We start from the raw sequence: 16705 nt of genomic DNA, 5'->3' as shown, positions 1-16705 counted from the left end.
GCGGGGCCGAGGGCGCGGCTCTGATCCGGGCGCGGCTCCCGGAGGGCGCTCCCCGCTGGCCCCGCCCTTAGCGGACGCCGCCGGTCCGGCGGGCGACGGCGAGGAGCGCCAGCCACGCCACAGCGGCTCCCGCCCCGGCCCAGGCGAGGATGGGCAGCACGTCGTCGAGCGCGAGATCCCCCGCGTCGGAGACCGCCGTCGTGCCCAGGGTGAGCGCCCGCATGATGAGCCCCTGTGGGACGGCGGAGGCCACCGGGGAGGACGAGTAGAGCAGCCCGACACCCGCCACGCAGCCCACGAATCCCGCCGCCACCGGCGCCGCGAAGGATCGCATGAGCATCGAGAGCAACGACTGCCAGGCGATGAGCGGCAGCGCCGCGAGCACCGCCACCGCGCACGACCCCAGCCAGCCCACCGGCGGCGCGGCGCCCAGGCCGCCGATCGTCGCCCCGGACAGGTAGGTGAGCAGGCCGAGCACCATCTGCATCGCCGCCACGGGCACGACCACCACGAGGGTCTTGGCCGCGACGACCGCAGTGGCGCTGTGCCCACTGGCGCGCATCGCGTTCCACGACGTCCCTTGGTGCTCCACCCGCCACGCCATCGAGGCCAGCAGCGCCACCCCGATGGAGAAGAACAGCATCGAGTAGAACAGCATGACCTGGCTGGTCAGGCTCTCCCAGCCCCTCGGGAGCGCCTGGCTGTTCGCCGTGTAGTTGATCGTCCCGGTGACCACCGCCAGCAACGGCAGGAGCACCGCGATCACCCAGGAGCTCGAGCGCTTGAGCTTGATGAGCTCCGCCGCCAGCAGCCCGGAGAGGCCCCTTCTCCCTGTCCTGCTCGCTCCGTTCCCGACTCCGCTCCTGCTCCTGCTCGCTCGCGCACTGCTGCTCATGCTCCCGCTCCTGTCTTCCAGATTCCTCGTCGTGCCTGTCATTCCTGTGATGCCGATCGTCGTCATCCCACTCGCCCCTCACCGCGATCCATGCGGCGCGTGGCGACGGCGAACACCGCTCCCGCCAGCACCATGAAGCCGACGAGCCACGGCCCCGAGCCATGCGCGCCCACCCCACCTGCGCTCGTCATCCTCGCCGGGGTGGCGACGGCGTAGTAGCCCCATGGCAGTGCCCTGGCCACCCACTGGGGCGCCGGGAACAGGCAGGCCGAGGCGAACGCGCCGATGAGCCCGGCGCCCACCGTCAGCAGCTGGTTGGCGAAGCGCGCGGCCAGGAGCAGCAGCCCCGCGCACATGGCCAGGTCCACGCAGATGAGCCCGGCTGTGAGGACCGCCCACGGCATGGGGTCGAGCGGCGCCTCGATGCCCCTCAGGCGCGCCACGACCAGTACGGCCCCCACCTGGGCCAGGCAGGAGAGCACGATGATGGGGGCCAGTGCCGCGAGTTTGACGCGCAGCAGCGCCCCGGGCGCGAGCCCCACCGTCGACCACAGGTTCCAGCCCGCGCCGGCGTGCTCGATCTCCACCTGGCGGCTCGCCAGCACGGCGGTGAGGATCTGGTGGGTGATCGCGCTCATCATCGCCGCGCTCACCATGAGCGCCGGCCACGGATCGACCCCGGGCGCCGTCCAGGACGCCGTCGTCGACGATGAGAACAACCGCATCGTGCTCAGGCCGATGCCGGGCAGGACGATCGCCGCCACCACGGGCGCGACCCTCATCCGGCGCAGTTTCGCCATCTCCAGCGGCAGTGCCCGCCGCAGCCCCATCCGGCTCATAGCGCGCCCCCGCGGCCGGTCATCCCCATGAAGACCTCCTCCAGGCTCCGCTCCTCGCGGCGCGCCTCATGCACCGGCACACCGGCAGCCACGAGACGGCGGATGAGCTCCGCGACGCCGTCGGCGCCGAGGCCCCGGAGGCGCAGCTCGCCACCCCTGCCGGGAGGAAGCATCTGCGCGCCGGGCCGGATCCCCGCGCGGCCGACTGCCTCCACGAGCGCCGCCGCCACGGCCCGCGCGTCATCGTGCTGAGGGGTCGTGATGACGACATCCGGCACGCTGAGCTCCATGAGGCCCTTCCGCGTGCCCTCGAAGACGAGGCGGCCGTCCTTGAGGATCCCCAGGACGTCGGCCATGCGCTCGACCTCGTCGAGCAGGTGGCTGGAGATCATCACGGTGACGCCCTGGGCGGTGAGGCTGACAAGGAGCTCGCGCACCTCCTCCATGCCCGCCGGGTCAAGCCCGTTGGTGGGCTCATCGAGGATGAGAAGCTCGGGCTCGCGGGCCAGGGCGATGGCGATCCCCAGGCGCTGCTTCATCCCCAGCGAATAGGTGCGCACGAGCCGGTCCTTGTGCTCGGTGAGCCGCACGAGCGCGAGTGCCCGATCGGTCTGCTCCTGTGCCAGGCCCAGCATCCGGGCGATGAGCCGCATGTTCTCCGCCCCGGTGAGGTACCCGTAGCCGGGCGGCGCCTCGATGAGCGAGCCGATGCGCCCCATGAGCTCGGGCGCGCCCGCCGGGGTGAGGGGCTGGCCGAGGACGGTCATCCGCCCCGCCGTGGGCCTGAGCAGGCCCAGGAGCATCTTCATCGTGGTGGATTTGCCCGAGCCATTGGGGCCCAGAAACCCATAGATCGTCCCGGCGGGCACATGGAGGTCGAGTGAGTCGACGACGGTGCGCCCGGAGAAGGACCTCGTCAGGCCCTCGGTGGTGATGGCGCAGGCGGAGGCGGGGAAAGCGTGAGTTGTCATGCCCCCAAGGCTTCCCGACCGGCGGGGCGGCGTCGTCGGGCTGCGGCCTGAAAGCGATGGCGGACCGCGGTATGAGGCGGCGCCGCCCGGCACCCGCTCTGCTTCATACCGTGGCCTGAGGCCCCAGGGGAGGCCTCCGCCTACGGTGTTCCCATGAAGGAGAGGAAGACGCGGGCGGTGGCGCGCCTGCGCGCGCATATCGACCCAATGGGAGTGGCGATCGCCGTCCTGATGCTGCTCATGGGATCATCGCAGCGCCCGAAGTCGATTCCCGCTCTCGACGGCGCCGTGGCCACCGGCGTCTACGCAGCGCTCATGGCCGTGGGCGTCGTGATGCTCATGGTGCGGCGCCGCCACCCACTGGCCTTCGTCCTCGTCACCGGCGCGGCGATGGTCGCCCATGTCGCCGTGTTCACCCAGATCTCGCCCCTTGCCGCCATCGTCACCCTGGTTGCCGCCGAGACCACCCAGTCCCGCCTCGCCGCGCCCTGGAGGTGGCTCCTGCTGGGCGCCATCTACGCCGGCACTGGCGTGGAGGTGCTCCTGGCCGCTTACGGGCTGCGTCTCCAGGAGCTTCTCACCCCGGAGTTCCACGACCCCATCCGATGGTTCATGGTGCTCGCCTCGGCCTGGACGGTCATCACGCTCGCCGCCTTCATCGGTGAGTCCCGACGGCGCCGCAGGGAGCGCTACGAGCAGGCGATCGAGCGGGCCGCTGTCCTCGAGGCCCAGCAGGACGCCGAGCGGCGCCTCGCCGTCTCCGCCGAGCGCAACCGCATCGCCCGGGGCGTGCACGACGCCGTCGGGCACTCCCTGTCCGCGATCGCCATGCAGGCCGAGGGGGCCCGCGCCGTCATGGGGGCCGATCCCGACACCGCCAGCGAGGCGCTCGCGGTGATCGGCAGGACCGCCCGGGCATCGATCGAGGAGGTCCGGGGACTGCTGGAGGTCCTGCGCGACGACGAGGCGCCCGCCGCGCAGGCCCCGTCGGCGCCGCCCTCGGCGCCGGCAGTGTCCGCTGAGCCCCCAGCAGCGACCATGCCCGCCCCGAAGGCCCCGCTCCAGGCAGCCCCGCAGGAGTCCCACGGCCCGAGCCTGCTCGGCGTCGTCCAGGAGGCCCGCCTCGCTGGGCTCCCCGTCTCCCTCACGATGACCACGCGATGCGAGCCCCCGGCCGCCGCGGAGGACGCGCTCGCCCGCATCGTCCGCGAGGCCCTGGCCAATATCCTGCGCCACGCGCCCGGCGCCACCACCCGGATCGAGGCGCGGATCGGCGGCAGTGAGTGCGTCGCTGAGATCTCCAATGACGCTGGCGGCGCGGACACGGGCCCGGGAACCGGCCTCGGCCTGTCGGGGATGAGGCAGCGCGCCGAGGCGCTTGGCGGTAGCCTCAGCGCTGGACCGACGCCCGAGGGCGGTTGGCGGGTCGCCGTCAGCCTGCCTTTGGGCTAGCAGCAGCAACGGGGGAGGAGCGGCATGATCCGTGTGGGACTGGCCGACGACGAGCGGCTCATCACCGCGGGCATGGCCATGATCCTGGGCGCCCAGGAGGACATCGAGGTCGCCTGGCAGGCCGTCGACGGCGCCGACGCGCTGCGCCGATGCGCGGCCGACCCCGTGGACATCATCCTCATGGACGTGCAGATGCCGGTCATGGACGGCCTGGAGGCCACGCGGGCCTTCGTCGCCGAGGGGCGCCCGGGCAGCATCATCATCCTGACCACCTTCGACACCGACGGCTACGTTCTTGGCGCCATCGAGGCGGGGGCCGCGGGGTTCCTCCTCAAATCGACACCGCCGGAGGAGATCATCGCCGCGATCCGCACGGTGCGCGCGGGCGACTCCGTCATCTCGCCCGGCCCCACGCGCCGCCTCCTCGCGGCGATGCGCGACGGCCGGGGCGCGGGCCCGGTGGGCGCTACGGGGACAGCGGGCGCTGCGGGCGGTGCCGCGGCGGCGCCGTCGTCCCTGCCGGCGGGGGTGACCGAGCGGGAGAAGGAGATCCTCGGGCTCATTGCCCTGGGCCTGACCAACCAGGAGATCTGCGACCGCCTCTGGCTGTCCATGGCGACCGTCAAGACGCATATCTCCCACCTGCTGGCCAAGACCGGCAGCCGCGACCGTGTCCAGCTCGTGCTCCTCGCCCTGCGAACGGGGCTGGTGGACCTGGGCCAGGTGCTGGCCTCCGCTGGCTGAGCGCGGACGAGGCCCGCTCCCTCCGCCCGGCGCGCGGGCGCGGTCCAGCGCTCTCCCAGGCCAGCCCGGTTAGGCTGCGCGGATGCAGTCAGCTTCCACACCCGCCGTCCCGCTGCCCGCGCCCCGGCTCATGCCCACCTTCTGGATGGACCACACGGCCGACGCCGCCATCGACTTCTACCTGGAGGCCTTCGCCGAGGCCGGGATCGAGGCCCGCAGCACCGGTCGCCTGACCTACCCCGACCCGCTGCCGTGGTACCGCCCCGAGTTCGCCGGCGCGACCCGCGTGGCCTTCCTCGACATCGCGGGCACCACGATCGGGCTCATCAACGCCGCCGACGAGAACGCCCCCGGGCCCGCCATGAGCCTCATGCTCAACTTCGACCCCTCGGTGATCGACGACGCCGAGGGCAGTCTGCGCCGGCTGTGGGCCCGGCTCATCGACGGCGGCCAAGCCCTCATGGACCTGGACGCCTACCCGTGGTCGGGCCTGTACGGCTGGGTCGAGGACCGCTTCGGCCTGCACTTCCAGCTCATGCTCACCAAGCCGGAGGGCGACCCCCGCCCCTTCACCCTGCCCGCCCTCACCTTCGCCGGGACGAGCCTGGGGAAGGCCCGCGACGCCGTCGACCACTACCTGGGCGCCTTCCCCGACTCTTCCCTGGGCCAGCGCGTCACGGACCCCGAGAGGCCGGAGCGGGTCATCTTCTCCGACTTTTGCGTGGGCCAGGAGTGGATCGTGGCGATGGACGGCATGGAGGTCAACGACTTCACCTTCACCGCCGGCGGCTCCTTCCACATCCACGCCCCCAGCCAGGCCGAGCGCGACTACTACCTCGGTGCCCTCTCCCACGTTCCCGAGGCGGAGGTCAACGGCTGGTGCCGCGACCGCTACGGCGTCACGTGGCGGATCACCGAGGAGGGCGGCGACTGAGCCGTGACCAGCGCCACGGCCGGTGGGACGCCCGTCCCCGCGCGGGGGCGCCGGGGCCGCTAGCCTTGGGGCCATGACAACTGAGAAGCCCGGCGCGACGACGCGCACAGAGTCCGACTCCATGGGGACCATCGAGGTCGCCTCCGACCGCTACTGGGGCGCCCAGACCGAGCGCTCCCTCCACAACTTCGACATCGGCCGCAACACCTTCGTGTGGGGCCGCCCGATGGTGCGCGCCCTCGGCGTGCTCAAGAAGTCCGCCGCCCTGGCCAACGCCGAGCTCGGCGAGCTGCCGCGCGATATCGCCGACCTCATCGCCAAGGCCGGTGACGAGGTCATCGCCGGCAAGCTCGACGACCACTTCCCGCTCGTCGTCTTCCAGACCGGCTCGGGCACCCAGTCCAACATGAACTCCAACGAGGTCATCTCCAACCGCGCCATCGAGCTGGCCGGCGGGCAGATGGGCTCCAAGACCCCCGTCCACCCCAACGACCACGTCAACCGCGGCCAGTCCTCCAACGACACCTTCCCCACGGCCATGCACATCGCCGTGGTCAGCGAGCTGCAGGACATGTACCCGCGCGTGACCCAGCTGCGCGACACCCTGGCCAAGAAGTCCGAGGAGTACAAGGACGTCGTCATGGTGGGCCGCACCCACCTCCAGGACGCCACCCCCATCACCCTGGGCCAGGTCATCTCCGGGTGGGTCGCCCAGATCGACTTCGCGCTGGACGGCATCCGCTACGCCGACTCGCGCGCCCGCGAGCTCGCCATCGGCGGCACCGCCGTCGGCACCGGCCTCAACGCCCACCCCGAGTTCGGCAAACTGTGCGCCGCCAAGATCAGCGAGGAGACCGGCATCGAGTTCACCCAGGCCGCCAACCTCTTCGCGGCCCTGGGCGCCCACGACGCCCTCGTCCTGGTCTCCGGCGCCCTGCGCGTGCTCGCCGACGCCCTCATGAAGATCGCGAACGACGTGCGCTGGTACGCCTCCGGCCCGCGCAACGGCATCGGCGAGCTGCTCATCCCCGAGAACGAGCCCGGCTCCTCGATCATGCCCGGCAAGGTCAACCCCACCCAGTGCGAGGCCATGACCATGGTGGCCGTCCAGGTCTTCGGCAACGACGCGGCCGTCGGCTTCGCGGGCTCCCAGGGCAACTTCCAGCTCAACGTCTTCAAGCCCGTCATGGCCTGGAACGTCCTGGAGTCGATCCGCCTGCTCGGCGACGCCTGCGTCTCCTTCGACACCAACTGCGCCTACGGCATCGAGCCCAACCTGCCCAAGATCGAGGCGAACCTCTCCACGAACCTCATGCAGGTCACCGCGCTCAACCGCCACATCGGCTACGACAAGGCCTCCAAGATCGCCAAGAACGCGCACCACAAGGGCCTGTCCCTGCGCGAGTCGGCCCTCGAGCTCGGCTTCGTCACCGAAGAGGAGTTCGACGCCTGGGTGGTGCCCATGGACATGACGCACCCCAGCGCCGCCAAGTGAGCCGCGCCCGCTGAGCGGCTGGCCTGCGGGCTTCAGCGATACCGCCGACGGCGCCCGCCTCCTTGAGAGAAGGAGGCGGGCGCCGTCGTTGTTGGCGGGCTCGATGCTGGTCACCAGAGCGTTGTGAGGCCAGGGAGCGTTGCGAAGGCGGTGTCGGCGGTGACGAGCGTGCAGGACTCGAGCATGGCCTGGGCGGCGATCATGCGGTCGAAGGGGTCTCGGTGCTCCCATTCCATAGCACCAGCCAGGCGCGCGTGCGGCCATGCGATGGGGATGATGACCGCGCCGAGCCGGTCGATCTGATGCTCAAGCGTGTTCAGCCACGCGTCGGCTCCGGGGAGTTTGCCGATCCTGGACTTGGTTTGGATCTCCCAGGCGGATGCGGACGAGACGTAGAGCTGACTCGCGCGGTCGCGAAGAACCGGCAACGCGTGCTCGCCGAGCCTGCTCGGCTCGTTGATCGCCCAGATGAGGGTGTGGGTGTCCAGGAGGAACCCGTCCATCACCGCATCTCCCAGGAGGCCAGTTCTTCCTCGGGAAGCTCCTCGAAGAATGAGTCAGGGAGGTGGTAGCCGCCAAAACCGAGTTCTCGCTCTCCCGCGTCGATGGGAGTCAGTCGCGCCACCGGCGTCGAGCCGCGGGCGATGGTGATCGTGGTTCCAGCCTCCACCTGAGTCAGGAGTGAGGATAGATGCGTCTTGGCCTGCTGGACCTTGACCGTCGTCTCCTCGATCGTCGTCGTGCTCATGCCTTGAGGGTAAGGCGCGCGCGAAAGTTGGTCAACTGTGTTGACCAACAGGGCTGATCGTCGGGATCAGGCGACCGACTAGCGCCGTCGTTGTCGCTGGGCGGGACGATCAGCACAGGCGGAGGTCGACGCCGCAGCCGCGCAGGCCCTCCAGCACATCGGCCTCAAGCCCATCGGTGGTCAGCAGGACATCCAGGTCCGCCACCTCGCCGAAGCGGTAGGTTGACGAGCGCGTGAGCTTGCGGGGAGTGGCCGGCATGAACCTATTCGCCGAGGAGGCGATGATCGCCGCTTTCAGCGTGGCGTCATAGGTCTCCGTGCAGGTCAATCCGCTCTCCGGAGAGGCTGCGCAGGCCCCGAGGATGCCGACGTCGGCGCGGAAGGCGCGAACGGCGTCGACCGCGGAGGTGGTCAGCATGGACAGAGTGTCCGTCTCCACCGCCCCGCCGGGGATGGTCACCTGGGCGCCCGGCACGGACGCCAGCGCCGCGGCCGCGCCCAGGGAGAGCGCCAGTACCCGGATCTCCCGGCCGGCGAGTGCTTCCGCGACGAGCTGGCAGGTGGTGCCGTTGTCGATGATGACGCTGTCGCCGTCCTCGATGAGCGCTGCCGTGGCGCGGGCGAGGTGCCGCTTGATGTCGATGTCCTCGGCGCGGCGCAAGGCGATCGGCTGCGATGCCCCTCGCCTCGGCGCGCGCAGGGCTCCTCCATGTAGCCGGATCACGAAGCCGTCCCTCGCGAGGTCGGTCAGATCCCGGCGGATCGTCACCTCTGAGACCCCGGTGAGCCTGGCGAGCGCCGCCACGGAGAGCGGTGTCGTCGGGCTGAGCGCGGCAAGGATCTGGCGCTGGCGGCCAGAATGCGCCGCGGCAGGAGGAGCGGGGCTCGGATGGCGGCGCGACGATCGTGGAGTCGGGACTGCTGGCATGACGCCCTCCATGCATGATCGTTTTGCTTCGAAGTGATCATATCGGATGATCAAATGATCTTCTAGTCTTGATGTCATCAAGAATAAGACAGGAGATTCCAAGGATCTCCATCGATTCAAGGAGTGATTGACATGCTCAGCAACCGTGGTCTTCTCGCTGTTTTCTCCGCTCTCCTCGACCGTTGGTACGCCATCGCCGACAGCCGTCGCGACGGCATTCGCCGCACCACCGATTACCTCGCTGGCCGCATCGATGCCGACTCGTTGATCGCTGCGTAAATCTCGCGGGATATCGCGAGAAGGCCCGCTCGCCGTCGAGGGAGCGGGCCTTCAATGCGCTTCCTATTGTGGGCCCGGGGGCGTGTCGAGGATGGTGAAACCGTCCTCTATCTGGGATAACTGCGGCGAGGGTGACGCGATGTCAGTATCCTCGGGTGCACGGGTAATCGGCACGCGATGCTCGGAACCTCTGCCAATGGAGGCACCTCATGATCTGGTTCCATATTCTCGTCGTCCTCGTCTTCATCATCCTTGGCGCGCGCCTGGCCGGCGTCGGCATCGGCCTCATGGGCGCCGCCGGCGTCCTCGTGCTCGTCGCCACGGGCGTCGACGCCACCACGAAAGACGTCCCATGGTCCGTCATCGGGATCATCATGTCCGTCATCTGCACGGTCGCCGCGCTCCAAGTCGCGGGCGCCATGGACCACCTTGTCCACCTCACCGAAGTGCTGCTGAGGCGCCACCCCAGCCATATCGTCTACCTGGCGCCCTTCGTCACCTTCCTCATGTCCTTCCTGTGCGGCACCGGGCACACCGCGTACTCCGTCATCCCCGTCATCGTCGACGTCTGCAAGGAGCACTCCATCCGGCCCTCGCGCCCCCTGTCCATCGCCGTCGTCGCGTCGCAGGTGGGAGTGGCGGCCTCCCCGATCTCCGCGGCGATGGTGGCTCTCGTCGTCGCGCTCGAGCCCATCGGCGTCGGCTACCTCGAGTGCCTCGCCGTCGTCGTCCCCACGACCTTCATCGGATGCGCCGTCGGCGCGATCGTCTCGGCGCGCCAGGGCTGCGAGCTCGCCGACGACCCGGTCTACAAGGAGCGCAAGGCCGCCGGCCTCATCAAGCCCTCCACGGCAGGGGACGACTCCTACGTGGCCGCTCCCGCCGCCGTCACCAGCCTCTGGCTCTTCATCGGCGCGCTCATCGCCGCCGTCGCCTACGCCACGATCACCTCGGAGGAGCTCGGGCTCGTGAAGGACGCGCCCATGGACTCCACCGTCGCCATCATGCTCATCATGCTCACCACGGCGGCGCTCATCTGCGTGCTCGCCAAGAAGCCGACGGCGTCGATCACCTCCCAGGACACCTTCCGCGCCGGCATGACCGCCGCCGTGTGCATCATGGGACTGGCCTGGCTCGGGAACACCTTCGTCACGCACTACACCAGCACGATCTCCGACGCGCTGTCCGGGCCGCTGCAGTCGGCGCCCTGGCTGGCCGCAGTGTTCTTCTACTTCGCCGCCCCGCTCATGTTCTCCCACGCGGCCACGACCAGCGCCTTCATGCCGCTCATGGTGGGGCTCGGGCTCCCCGCGGTCGCGCTCGTGGCGAGCTACCCGGCGGTAGCGAACTACTACCTCCTGCCCAACTACCCGACGACGGTCGCCGCCATGGAGATGGACGACACCGGGTCCACGCGGGTCGGCAGCAATGTCTTCGCGCACCCCTTCGTCCTGCCGGGCACGGCGGCGATCATCGTCACCGTCGCCCTGGGATTCGTCATCGGTGCCGTGGTCGTCTGAGGCGGCGGCGCGGCGCTGCGGCGCGCTTGAAGCACTAGGCGAAGAGGAGAATGCCCGTCAGCCATGACAGGGCATTGGCCAGGCCCGCTGTCACCAGACCACCGGCGACGAGTCGATCCCTGACCCCGCGGTGCCACCACGCCCAGCACCACGCCAGCCCCTCGACTGCGGCGACCAGCGCCTCCGCCACGACGAGCAGCGCCAGGGTCGGAGGGGCGGCCAGCCACAGCAGCGGATGAGTGAGGTTGACCGCGAGCGACCAGCCAAGCGCGTGAGCCGGGCGGGACGGGGCGTGGTCCGGGGCGCGTTTCGGTGCGGTGCCGCGCCCGCCCCCGGGCGTCCTGCCCGTCGCCCACCATCCCAGAAGCCCCGAGCAGGTCATATAGACCGGGACCTCGATGGCGAGGGTGAGGAGGAAGGCCATCGTCCACTCGCCGTCCAAGGCGGCGGGCCACCAACTCGACCAAACGCTCACAATCACCTCCTCCTCAGGGCGACACTGGATGCCATGATTCCCTTCGCCCTCTGGATTGTCGCACTCGCGTCCTCCCTGCCCTTCGCTCCCGCTCGGGGCATCGGCTTGCCCGGCTCCCGCCTCCGGGGGCCGGGGGGAGAGCTTCTGCCCCTGGATGTCGCCCCCGATCCAGTCGACGAGGTCACGTCGGGGAGCTCCCCGCTCCTGCTCGTCGCGCTGATCGTCGTCGTCATCATCCTCGTCGTCGCCATCATCGCGATCATCCTCTCCCGGCGGAAGTAGAGCCGTGCCCCGCCCCGATCGCAACGCCGCGAGGGCCGCGCTCGATCCACCCCCGCCGCGCCTTCCAGATGGGCGTGCCCGCCTCGTCACCGCGGCCTTCGGCGCCGCCACCGTCCTCCTCGCCGCCGCCTCCATCCGCTGGGCCACCCCCGTGAGCGTCATCGGGCTGGCTTTCTGCGGGATGGCGCATGTGGTCCTCGAGCTGCGCTACGTCGTCGGCCGCTTCGCGCCCATCAACCGACCCACCCTGGGCTGGGCCATCGTCGCGATCCTGTCCTTCGCCGCGCTCTCCCGGATCCTCGGCGTGATGCTGCCCGGCGTCGGCAGCGCCGCGGAGATCGGGATCGCCTACGCGCTGCTGGCGCTTATGGCGGTGCTCGTGCTGCGGCGTCGAACGGCGCTGATCGTCATCGCCGTCGCGGTGCCACTGGCCGTCGCCTGCATGATTCGCGAGGACTGGTACCTCTGCGCCCTCACCCACGCCCACAACGCCGTCCCGTTGATCTTCCTCTGGGACTGGTCGCGCCGGATCTCCTCGACGGCGCGGCGCAGGGCGTTCATGGCGGTCCAGTGCCTCTGGGCGCTCGTGGTGCCACTCGTCTTCATCTCCGGGGCCCTGGATGCCTGGATCAGCACTGAGCCGGGCATCGTCTCCACATGGTCCTCGCTGGCGGACCTGCTCACCTCCTCCGCGACCCCGCCGGGCAGCGCCGCAGGCCTGGAGGCCCGCTACCTCGCCTGCTTCGCGTTCACCCATTCCATGCACTATGTGGTCTGGGTGGCTTTCCTGCCGTGGGCCGCGCCGGAGATCAACACGAGTTTCGATCGCGCGATCCCACGACTGCGGAGGTGGAGGGTCCCGGTGCTCGCCCTGGTCACGGGAGCGATCCTGCTCGTCCTGTTCGTCATGGATTCCCGCCAGGGCAACCAGCTCTACTCGACGCTGGCCGCCTACCATGTCTATGTTGAGATCCCGGCAGCGATGCTTCTCATCTGCGGGCCGGCATCCGCATTCACCGGAGAGCCCGCGCCACCGCGCGTGGGAACGCGCTGAGGAGGACGATATGCCCACGATCGATCACGCCGCTGTGTGGGTGAGGGACCTCGAGGGGGCCAGGGAGTTCTACGCCACCTGGTTCGGCGGGAGGCCCAACGAGCTCTACCACAATCCCCGCACCGGCCTGCGCACCTACATCCTCGATTTCGGCGGAGGCGCGCGCCTGGAGCTCATGACCCGCCCCGACGTCGCCGATGACGGCGCGGGGGACCGGTTCGGCTGGGCGCATGTCTCCTTCGCCGTCGAGGACACCGACGCCGTGGATGACCTCGCGCGGAGACTGCGCGAGGGAGGCGTCGAGGTGGTCGACGGCCCGCGCCGCACAGGCGATGGCTACTACGAGGCCGCCCTCCTCGATCCGGAGGGGAACCGCGTGGAGATCGTGGCCGCGTACCGCTGAGCCGACGGCGGGAGGCCCCCGCCTGGTGTTGAACGCCATGACCCCATCTGAGAAACTCAACGAGATCATCAACGGTGCAACCACCACCTGAACCCGCCGCCGGTTTCGATCCTGATATTGACCGGTCTCGATGAAGGGGCGGGAGGGTGGACGCGCGGCAGCGGTACCTCGGGTGGGCCGTCGCCTCGCCGTCGCCATGTTGTGGCCGCAGGTTGGGTGCAGAATGTCGCCGGCGTCGAGGATTCTGCGAGGATTCGGAGCGGGCATGGAGGCCCTTCCCAGGTGCGGGGAATGGGATAGCCCGATCGGGTGTTGGCCCGTGCGGACAGCACCCGCGGCGTCGCGAGATGCCCAGACCGAATGGGTGGCAACCCAGGCCCACACCACGAGGAGAGCACATCGATGAGTGGCGAGATCGAGTTCGACTCCGTCACCAAGCGCTACCCCGTCCCCCGGCGCGCCAAGCGCCAGGGAACGGGCACCGCCGCAGGCCCCGCCGTCGACGCCTTCAGCGCCACGATCGCGCCGGGCACCACCACCGTCCTGCTCGGCTCGTCGGGCTCGGGCAAGACGACGCTCATGCGCATGGTCAACCGGATGGTCGAGCCCTCCAGCGGGCGCGTCCTCATCGACGGCGAGGACGTCGCGGGGCGCGACCCCGTCGCCCTGCGCCGCTCCATCGGCTACGTCATGCAGAACGGCGGCCTCCTGCCGCATCGCCGCGTCATCGACAACATCACCCTCGTGCCCCGCCTCAACGGCACTGGCCGGGCGCAGGCCGCCCACCGCGCCCACGAGCTCATGGACATCCTCGGCCTCGACCCGGCCCTGGCCGAGCGCTACCCCCACGAGCTCTCCGGCGGGCAGGCCCAGAGGGTCGGGGTCGCCCGCGCGCTCGCTGCCGACCCCGCGATCCTCCTCATGGACGAGCCCTTCGGCGCCGTCGACCCCCTCGTGCGCCGCGAGCTGCAGGCCGAGACCGCCCGCCTCCAGCGCGAGCTCGGCAAGACGATCCTGTTCGTCACCCACGACGTCGACGAGGCCCTGGCCCTGGGCGACGAGATCATCGTCCTGCGCGAGGGCGCCCGCATCGCCCAGCGCGGGAGCGGCCCGCAGATCCTCCACCACCCGGCCGACGCCTTCGTCGAGCGCTTCCTCGGCCTCGACGACGACATCCGCGCCTCCCGCCTGCGCGAGACCGCCGTGCGCGACTCCGGCGCCAGCCCCGCGCTGGCCCCGGCAGCGGTGCCCCCCGCAGCAGCGGCCCCCGCGCCCGAGCGCGCCGAGGTGCCCCGTCCATGACCTGGATCCTGGCCAGTCGCAGCCTCATCCTCAGCTGCCTGGGCTCCCACCTCGCCCAGGCGCTGCCCGCGATCGCCGTCGCCCTGCTCATCACCATTCCCCTGGCGCGCCTGGCCCAGCGGGTCCGCCCCCTGCGCGGCCTCATCACCACCGCCGCGTCCCTCCTCTACGCGATCCCCTCCCTCGCGCTGTTCGTCATCCTGCCGATCATCCTGGCCACCGGCATCCGATCGACCCTCAACGTCGTCGTCGCCCTGGCCCTCTACGCCCTCGCCCTCCTCGTCCCCGCCACCGTCGAGGCCCTCGACGCCGTCGACCACCGCGCCCTCGACGCCGCCACGGCGATGGGCATGGGGCGCCTGCGCCGATTCCTCGGCGTCGAGCTGCCCCTGGCGGGCCCGGCGATCGTCGCCGCCCTGAGGGTCGCCACAGTCTCCACGATCTCCCTGACCACGGTCGGCGCGGTCCTCGGCGTGCGCAGCCTCGGCTGGCTCTTCACCGACGGCTTCGAGCGGGGCATCTGGCCCGAGATCATCGCCGGGGTGGGCCTCACCGCCCTGACCGCTCTCGTGGTGGACCTGCTCATCGTGGCCGGCGGACGCCTCCTCATGCCCTGGACCCGCGGCGGTGGCGCCCGGAGAGGGAGGACCGCCGCATGAGACTCCTCCTGGAAGCCCTCGCCTATATCGCCGACGGCGCCCACTGGTCCGGCTCCATGGGCATCGCCCGGCTCCTGGCCCAGCACGCCGCCTACTCGCTGGCCGCCGTGGCGATCGCCGCCCTCATCGGGATGCCCATCGGATGGTGGATCGGGCACACCGGCCACGGGCGGGCCCTCGTCATCACGCTCACCGGTGCCGTGCGCGCCCTGCCCACCCTGGGACTCATCACCATGTTCGGCCTGGCGCTGGGCATCGGGCTCGCCGCCCCCATGCTCGCCCTGGTCATCCTCGCCCTGCCCTCCGCCCTCGCCGGGGCCTACTCGGGCGTGGAGTCCGTGGACCCCACCGCCGTCGACGGCGCCCGGGGGGCGGGCATGAGCCCCCTCCAGATCCTCACGCGGGTCGAGATGCCGCTGGGCGCCCCCATCATGCTCGGCGGCCTGCGCGCCGCCTCCCTGCAGGTCATCGCCACAGGCACCCTGGCGGCCTACACCGGCGCGGGGGGCCTGGGGCGGCTCATGTTCCTCGGCCTGAAGACCCAGGACTACCCGATCATGCTCGCCGCCGCGCTCCTGGTCATCGCCCTGGCGCTCGTCTCGGAGGCGCTCTTCGCGCTCCTCCAGCGTGCCAGCGCCCCCGCGGGATCCCGGCAGCGTCGCGAGGAGGCCTCATGAACCGCCTGAACCGCCCCGCCCCGCCGACCCGGCGCGCCATGCTCGTGGGCCTGGGCGCCAGCACCGCCGCCCTCCTGGCGGGCTGCTCCAACGCGAACCCCTTCGCCGTCCACCGCCGGCGCGGCGCCGTCGTCGTCGGCAGCCAGCAGTACTACTCCAACGAGATCATCGCCGAGCTCTTCGCCCAGGCCATCGAGGCCAAGGGGCTCACGGTCCAGCGGGAGTTCCGCATCGGCCAGCGCGAGGCCTACCTGCCCGAGATCGCCAGCGGCTCCATCGACGTCATCCCCGAGTACGGCGGCAACCTCCTGCAGTACTACCAGCGCTCCTCGGTGACGGCGAGCGCAAGCCCCGCCGGGAGCGGCGGGAGCACTGAGGGCAGTGAGGGTGCTGAGGGCACGGGGAGCGGCGGGGGAGCTGCGAGCCCCAGCCCCGCCACAGCCGACGCCGTCCAGGAGGAGCTGGCCCGCGTCCTTCCCGCCGGACTGCGGGTCCTGCCCCCGGCCGAGGCGACCGACCAGGACTCCTTCGCCGTCACCCGCTCCAGCGCCGAGGCACACGGCCTGGTCTCCATCGGCGACCTCGCCAGTCTCGGGCGCGGCGTGAGCATGGCCGCCAACAGCGAGTTCATCGCCCGCCCCTACGGGCCCGCGGGCGTCAAGTCCGTCTACGGCGTCGACGTCGAGGTCACCCCCGTGGAGGACTCCGGCGGGCCGCTCACCGTCAAGGCGCTGACCGACGGGAGCGTCGACGTCGCCGACATCTACTCCTCCGATCCCGCCATCGAGGCCAACGGCCTCGTGGTGCTGGAGGACCCCGCCGGGCTCATCGCGCCCCAGCGCGTCACGCCGCTCGTCGCCGAGAGCCTCGCCGCCCCGGCCGTGGAGGCCATCGAGGCGGTCTGCGCGCGCCTCGCCCCGGGCGAGCTGCGCGCCCTCAACGCCCGCTCCACCGGGGAGCAACTGGCCGCTGAGGTCATCGCCGCCGACTGGCTGGCCGCCCAGGGCCTCGTCTGAGGCCCCGGGCGGCGGGGAGTGGGCGGCTGCGG

General features: G+C 70.9%; 20 protein-coding genes. 13 read left to right on the top strand and 7 right to left on the bottom strand.

From position 1 onward, the window contains the following. Nucleotides 1–67: 67 nt before the first annotated feature. The 3 genes from A1QA_RS0101040 to A1QA_RS0101030 all read right to left on the bottom strand — a co-directional run bounded on the left by A1QA_RS0101040 (nt 68) and on the right by A1QA_RS0101030 (nt 2705). On the bottom strand, nt 68–895 hold the full coding sequence (locus tag A1QA_RS0101040; RefSeq protein ID WP_017177082.1) for an ABC transporter permease: 828 nt from the start codon (nt 893–895) through the stop codon (nt 68–70). Between the two features lie 62 nt (nt 896–957). After that, on the bottom strand, nt 958–1695 hold the full coding sequence (locus A1QA_RS0101035; RefSeq protein WP_279625146.1) for an ABC transporter permease: 738 nt from the start codon (nt 1693–1695) through the stop codon (nt 958–960). Nucleotides 1696–1730: 35 nt separating this feature from the next. Next, nucleotides 1731–2705, bottom strand: a complete 975-nt coding sequence (locus A1QA_RS0101030; protein ID WP_017177079.1) for an ABC transporter ATP-binding protein — start codon at nt 2703–2705, stop codon at nt 1731–1733. 153 nt (nt 2706–2858) lie between these two features. Between A1QA_RS0101030 and A1QA_RS12950 the strand changes: the two genes are divergently transcribed. From A1QA_RS12950 to fumC, 4 genes are all read left to right on the top strand, one after another. Then, nucleotides 2859–4157, top strand: coding sequence for a sensor histidine kinase (locus tag A1QA_RS12950; RefSeq protein WP_082181094.1), 1299 nt, complete (start codon nt 2859–2861; stop codon nt 4155–4157). Nucleotides 4158–4181: 24 nt separating this feature from the next. Continuing rightward, on the top strand, nt 4182–4901 hold the full coding sequence (locus A1QA_RS0101020) for a response regulator transcription factor (RefSeq protein ID WP_017177077.1): 720 nt from the start codon (nt 4182–4184) through the stop codon (nt 4899–4901). 82 nt (nt 4902–4983) lie between these two features. Next, complete coding sequence (locus A1QA_RS12945) at nt 4984–5835, top strand: VOC family protein (RefSeq protein ID WP_017177076.1); 852 nt, start codon at nt 4984–4986, stop codon at nt 5833–5835. 73 nt (nt 5836–5908) lie between these two features. Next, entirely contained in the window at nt 5909–7330 is a 1422-nt protein-coding gene (fumC, locus tag A1QA_RS0101010; protein WP_026048572.1) for a class II fumarate hydratase, read from the top strand. A 110-nt stretch (nt 7331–7440) separates the two neighbouring features. Here fumC and A1QA_RS0101005 read toward each other — a convergent pair whose 3' ends face one another. From A1QA_RS0101005 to A1QA_RS0100995, 3 genes are all read right to left on the bottom strand, one after another. Then, nucleotides 7441–7833: a type II toxin-antitoxin system VapC family toxin gene (locus A1QA_RS0101005; protein ID WP_017177074.1), complete on the bottom strand. Its 393-nt coding sequence runs from the start codon at nt 7831–7833 to the stop codon at nt 7441–7443. Continuing rightward, the gene (locus A1QA_RS0101000; protein WP_017177073.1) at nt 7833–8078 is read right to left on the bottom strand and encodes a type II toxin-antitoxin system Phd/YefM family antitoxin; all 246 of its coding nucleotides are present in this window, start codon (nt 8076–8078) and stop codon (nt 7833–7835) included. The genes A1QA_RS0101005 and A1QA_RS0101000 overlap by 1 nt, the downstream gene beginning before the upstream one ends. Before the next feature lie 109 nt (nt 8079–8187). Then, complete coding sequence (locus A1QA_RS0100995) at nt 8188–9006, bottom strand: DeoR/GlpR family DNA-binding transcription regulator (RefSeq protein ID WP_244266044.1); 819 nt, start codon at nt 9004–9006, stop codon at nt 8188–8190. 132 nt (nt 9007–9138) lie between these two features. On the opposite strand from A1QA_RS0100995, the gene A1QA_RS15675 reads away from it, so the two are divergent. Then, the gene (locus tag A1QA_RS15675; RefSeq protein WP_017177071.1) at nt 9139–9285 is read left to right on the top strand and encodes a hypothetical protein; all 147 of its coding nucleotides are present in this window, start codon (nt 9139–9141) and stop codon (nt 9283–9285) included. A 209-nt stretch (nt 9286–9494) separates the two neighbouring features. After that, nucleotides 9495–10805: an anaerobic C4-dicarboxylate transporter family protein gene (locus tag A1QA_RS0100985; RefSeq protein ID WP_017177070.1), complete on the top strand. Its 1311-nt coding sequence runs from the start codon at nt 9495–9497 to the stop codon at nt 10803–10805. Nucleotides 10806–10839: 34 nt separating this feature from the next. Here A1QA_RS0100985 and A1QA_RS0100980 read toward each other — a convergent pair whose 3' ends face one another. Continuing rightward, a complete protein-coding gene (locus A1QA_RS0100980) occupies nt 10840–11280 on the bottom strand; it encodes a hypothetical protein (protein WP_154652183.1) in 441 nt (146 codons plus the stop codon). Between the two features lie 33 nt (nt 11281–11313). Here A1QA_RS0100980 and A1QA_RS0100975 point away from each other — a divergent pair, with 33 nt between their 5' ends. The 7 genes from A1QA_RS0100975 (at nt 11314) to A1QA_RS0100945 (ending at nt 16673) form a co-directional block, all read left to right on the top strand. Continuing rightward, on the top strand, nt 11314–11562 hold the full coding sequence (locus A1QA_RS0100975; RefSeq protein ID WP_017177068.1) for a hypothetical protein: 249 nt from the start codon (nt 11314–11316) through the stop codon (nt 11560–11562). 4 nt (nt 11563–11566) lie between these two features. Beyond that, the gene (locus A1QA_RS12940) at nt 11567–12616 is read left to right on the top strand and encodes a hypothetical protein (protein ID WP_017177067.1); all 1050 of its coding nucleotides are present in this window, start codon (nt 11567–11569) and stop codon (nt 12614–12616) included. 10 nt (nt 12617–12626) lie between these two features. Continuing rightward, a complete protein-coding gene (locus A1QA_RS0100965) occupies nt 12627–13019 on the top strand; it encodes a VOC family protein (protein WP_017177066.1) in 393 nt (130 codons plus the stop codon). A gap of 402 nt (nt 13020–13421) precedes the next feature. Then, nucleotides 13422–14321 carry an ABC transporter ATP-binding protein gene (locus tag A1QA_RS0100960; RefSeq protein WP_017177065.1) on the top strand — a complete coding sequence of 300 codons (900 nt, stop codon included), beginning with the start codon at nt 13422–13424 and terminating at the stop codon, nt 14319–14321. After that, on the top strand, nt 14318–14980 hold the full coding sequence (locus tag A1QA_RS0100955) for an ABC transporter permease (RefSeq protein WP_017177064.1): 663 nt from the start codon (nt 14318–14320) through the stop codon (nt 14978–14980). The genes A1QA_RS0100960 and A1QA_RS0100955 overlap by 4 nt, the downstream gene beginning before the upstream one ends. Continuing rightward, nucleotides 14977–15657: an ABC transporter permease gene (locus tag A1QA_RS0100950; RefSeq protein ID WP_017177063.1), complete on the top strand. Its 681-nt coding sequence runs from the start codon at nt 14977–14979 to the stop codon at nt 15655–15657. The genes A1QA_RS0100955 and A1QA_RS0100950 overlap by 4 nt, the downstream gene beginning before the upstream one ends. Next, nucleotides 15654–16673: an ABC transporter substrate-binding protein gene (locus A1QA_RS0100945; RefSeq protein ID WP_017177062.1), complete on the top strand. Its 1020-nt coding sequence runs from the start codon at nt 15654–15656 to the stop codon at nt 16671–16673. Before A1QA_RS0100950 ends, A1QA_RS0100945 begins: the two co-directional genes overlap by 4 nt. Nucleotides 16674–16705: the final 32 nt, after the last annotated feature.

It is taken from the genome of Actinomyces timonensis DSM 23838, from assembly GCF_000295095.1.
In the GTDB taxonomy this organism is placed as follows: domain Bacteria; phylum Actinomycetota; class Actinomycetes; order Actinomycetales; family Actinomycetaceae; genus Actinomyces; species Actinomyces timonensis.
Note: the sequence above shows the minus strand (reverse complement) of the source record. Positions and strands in the feature narration are given on the sequence as shown.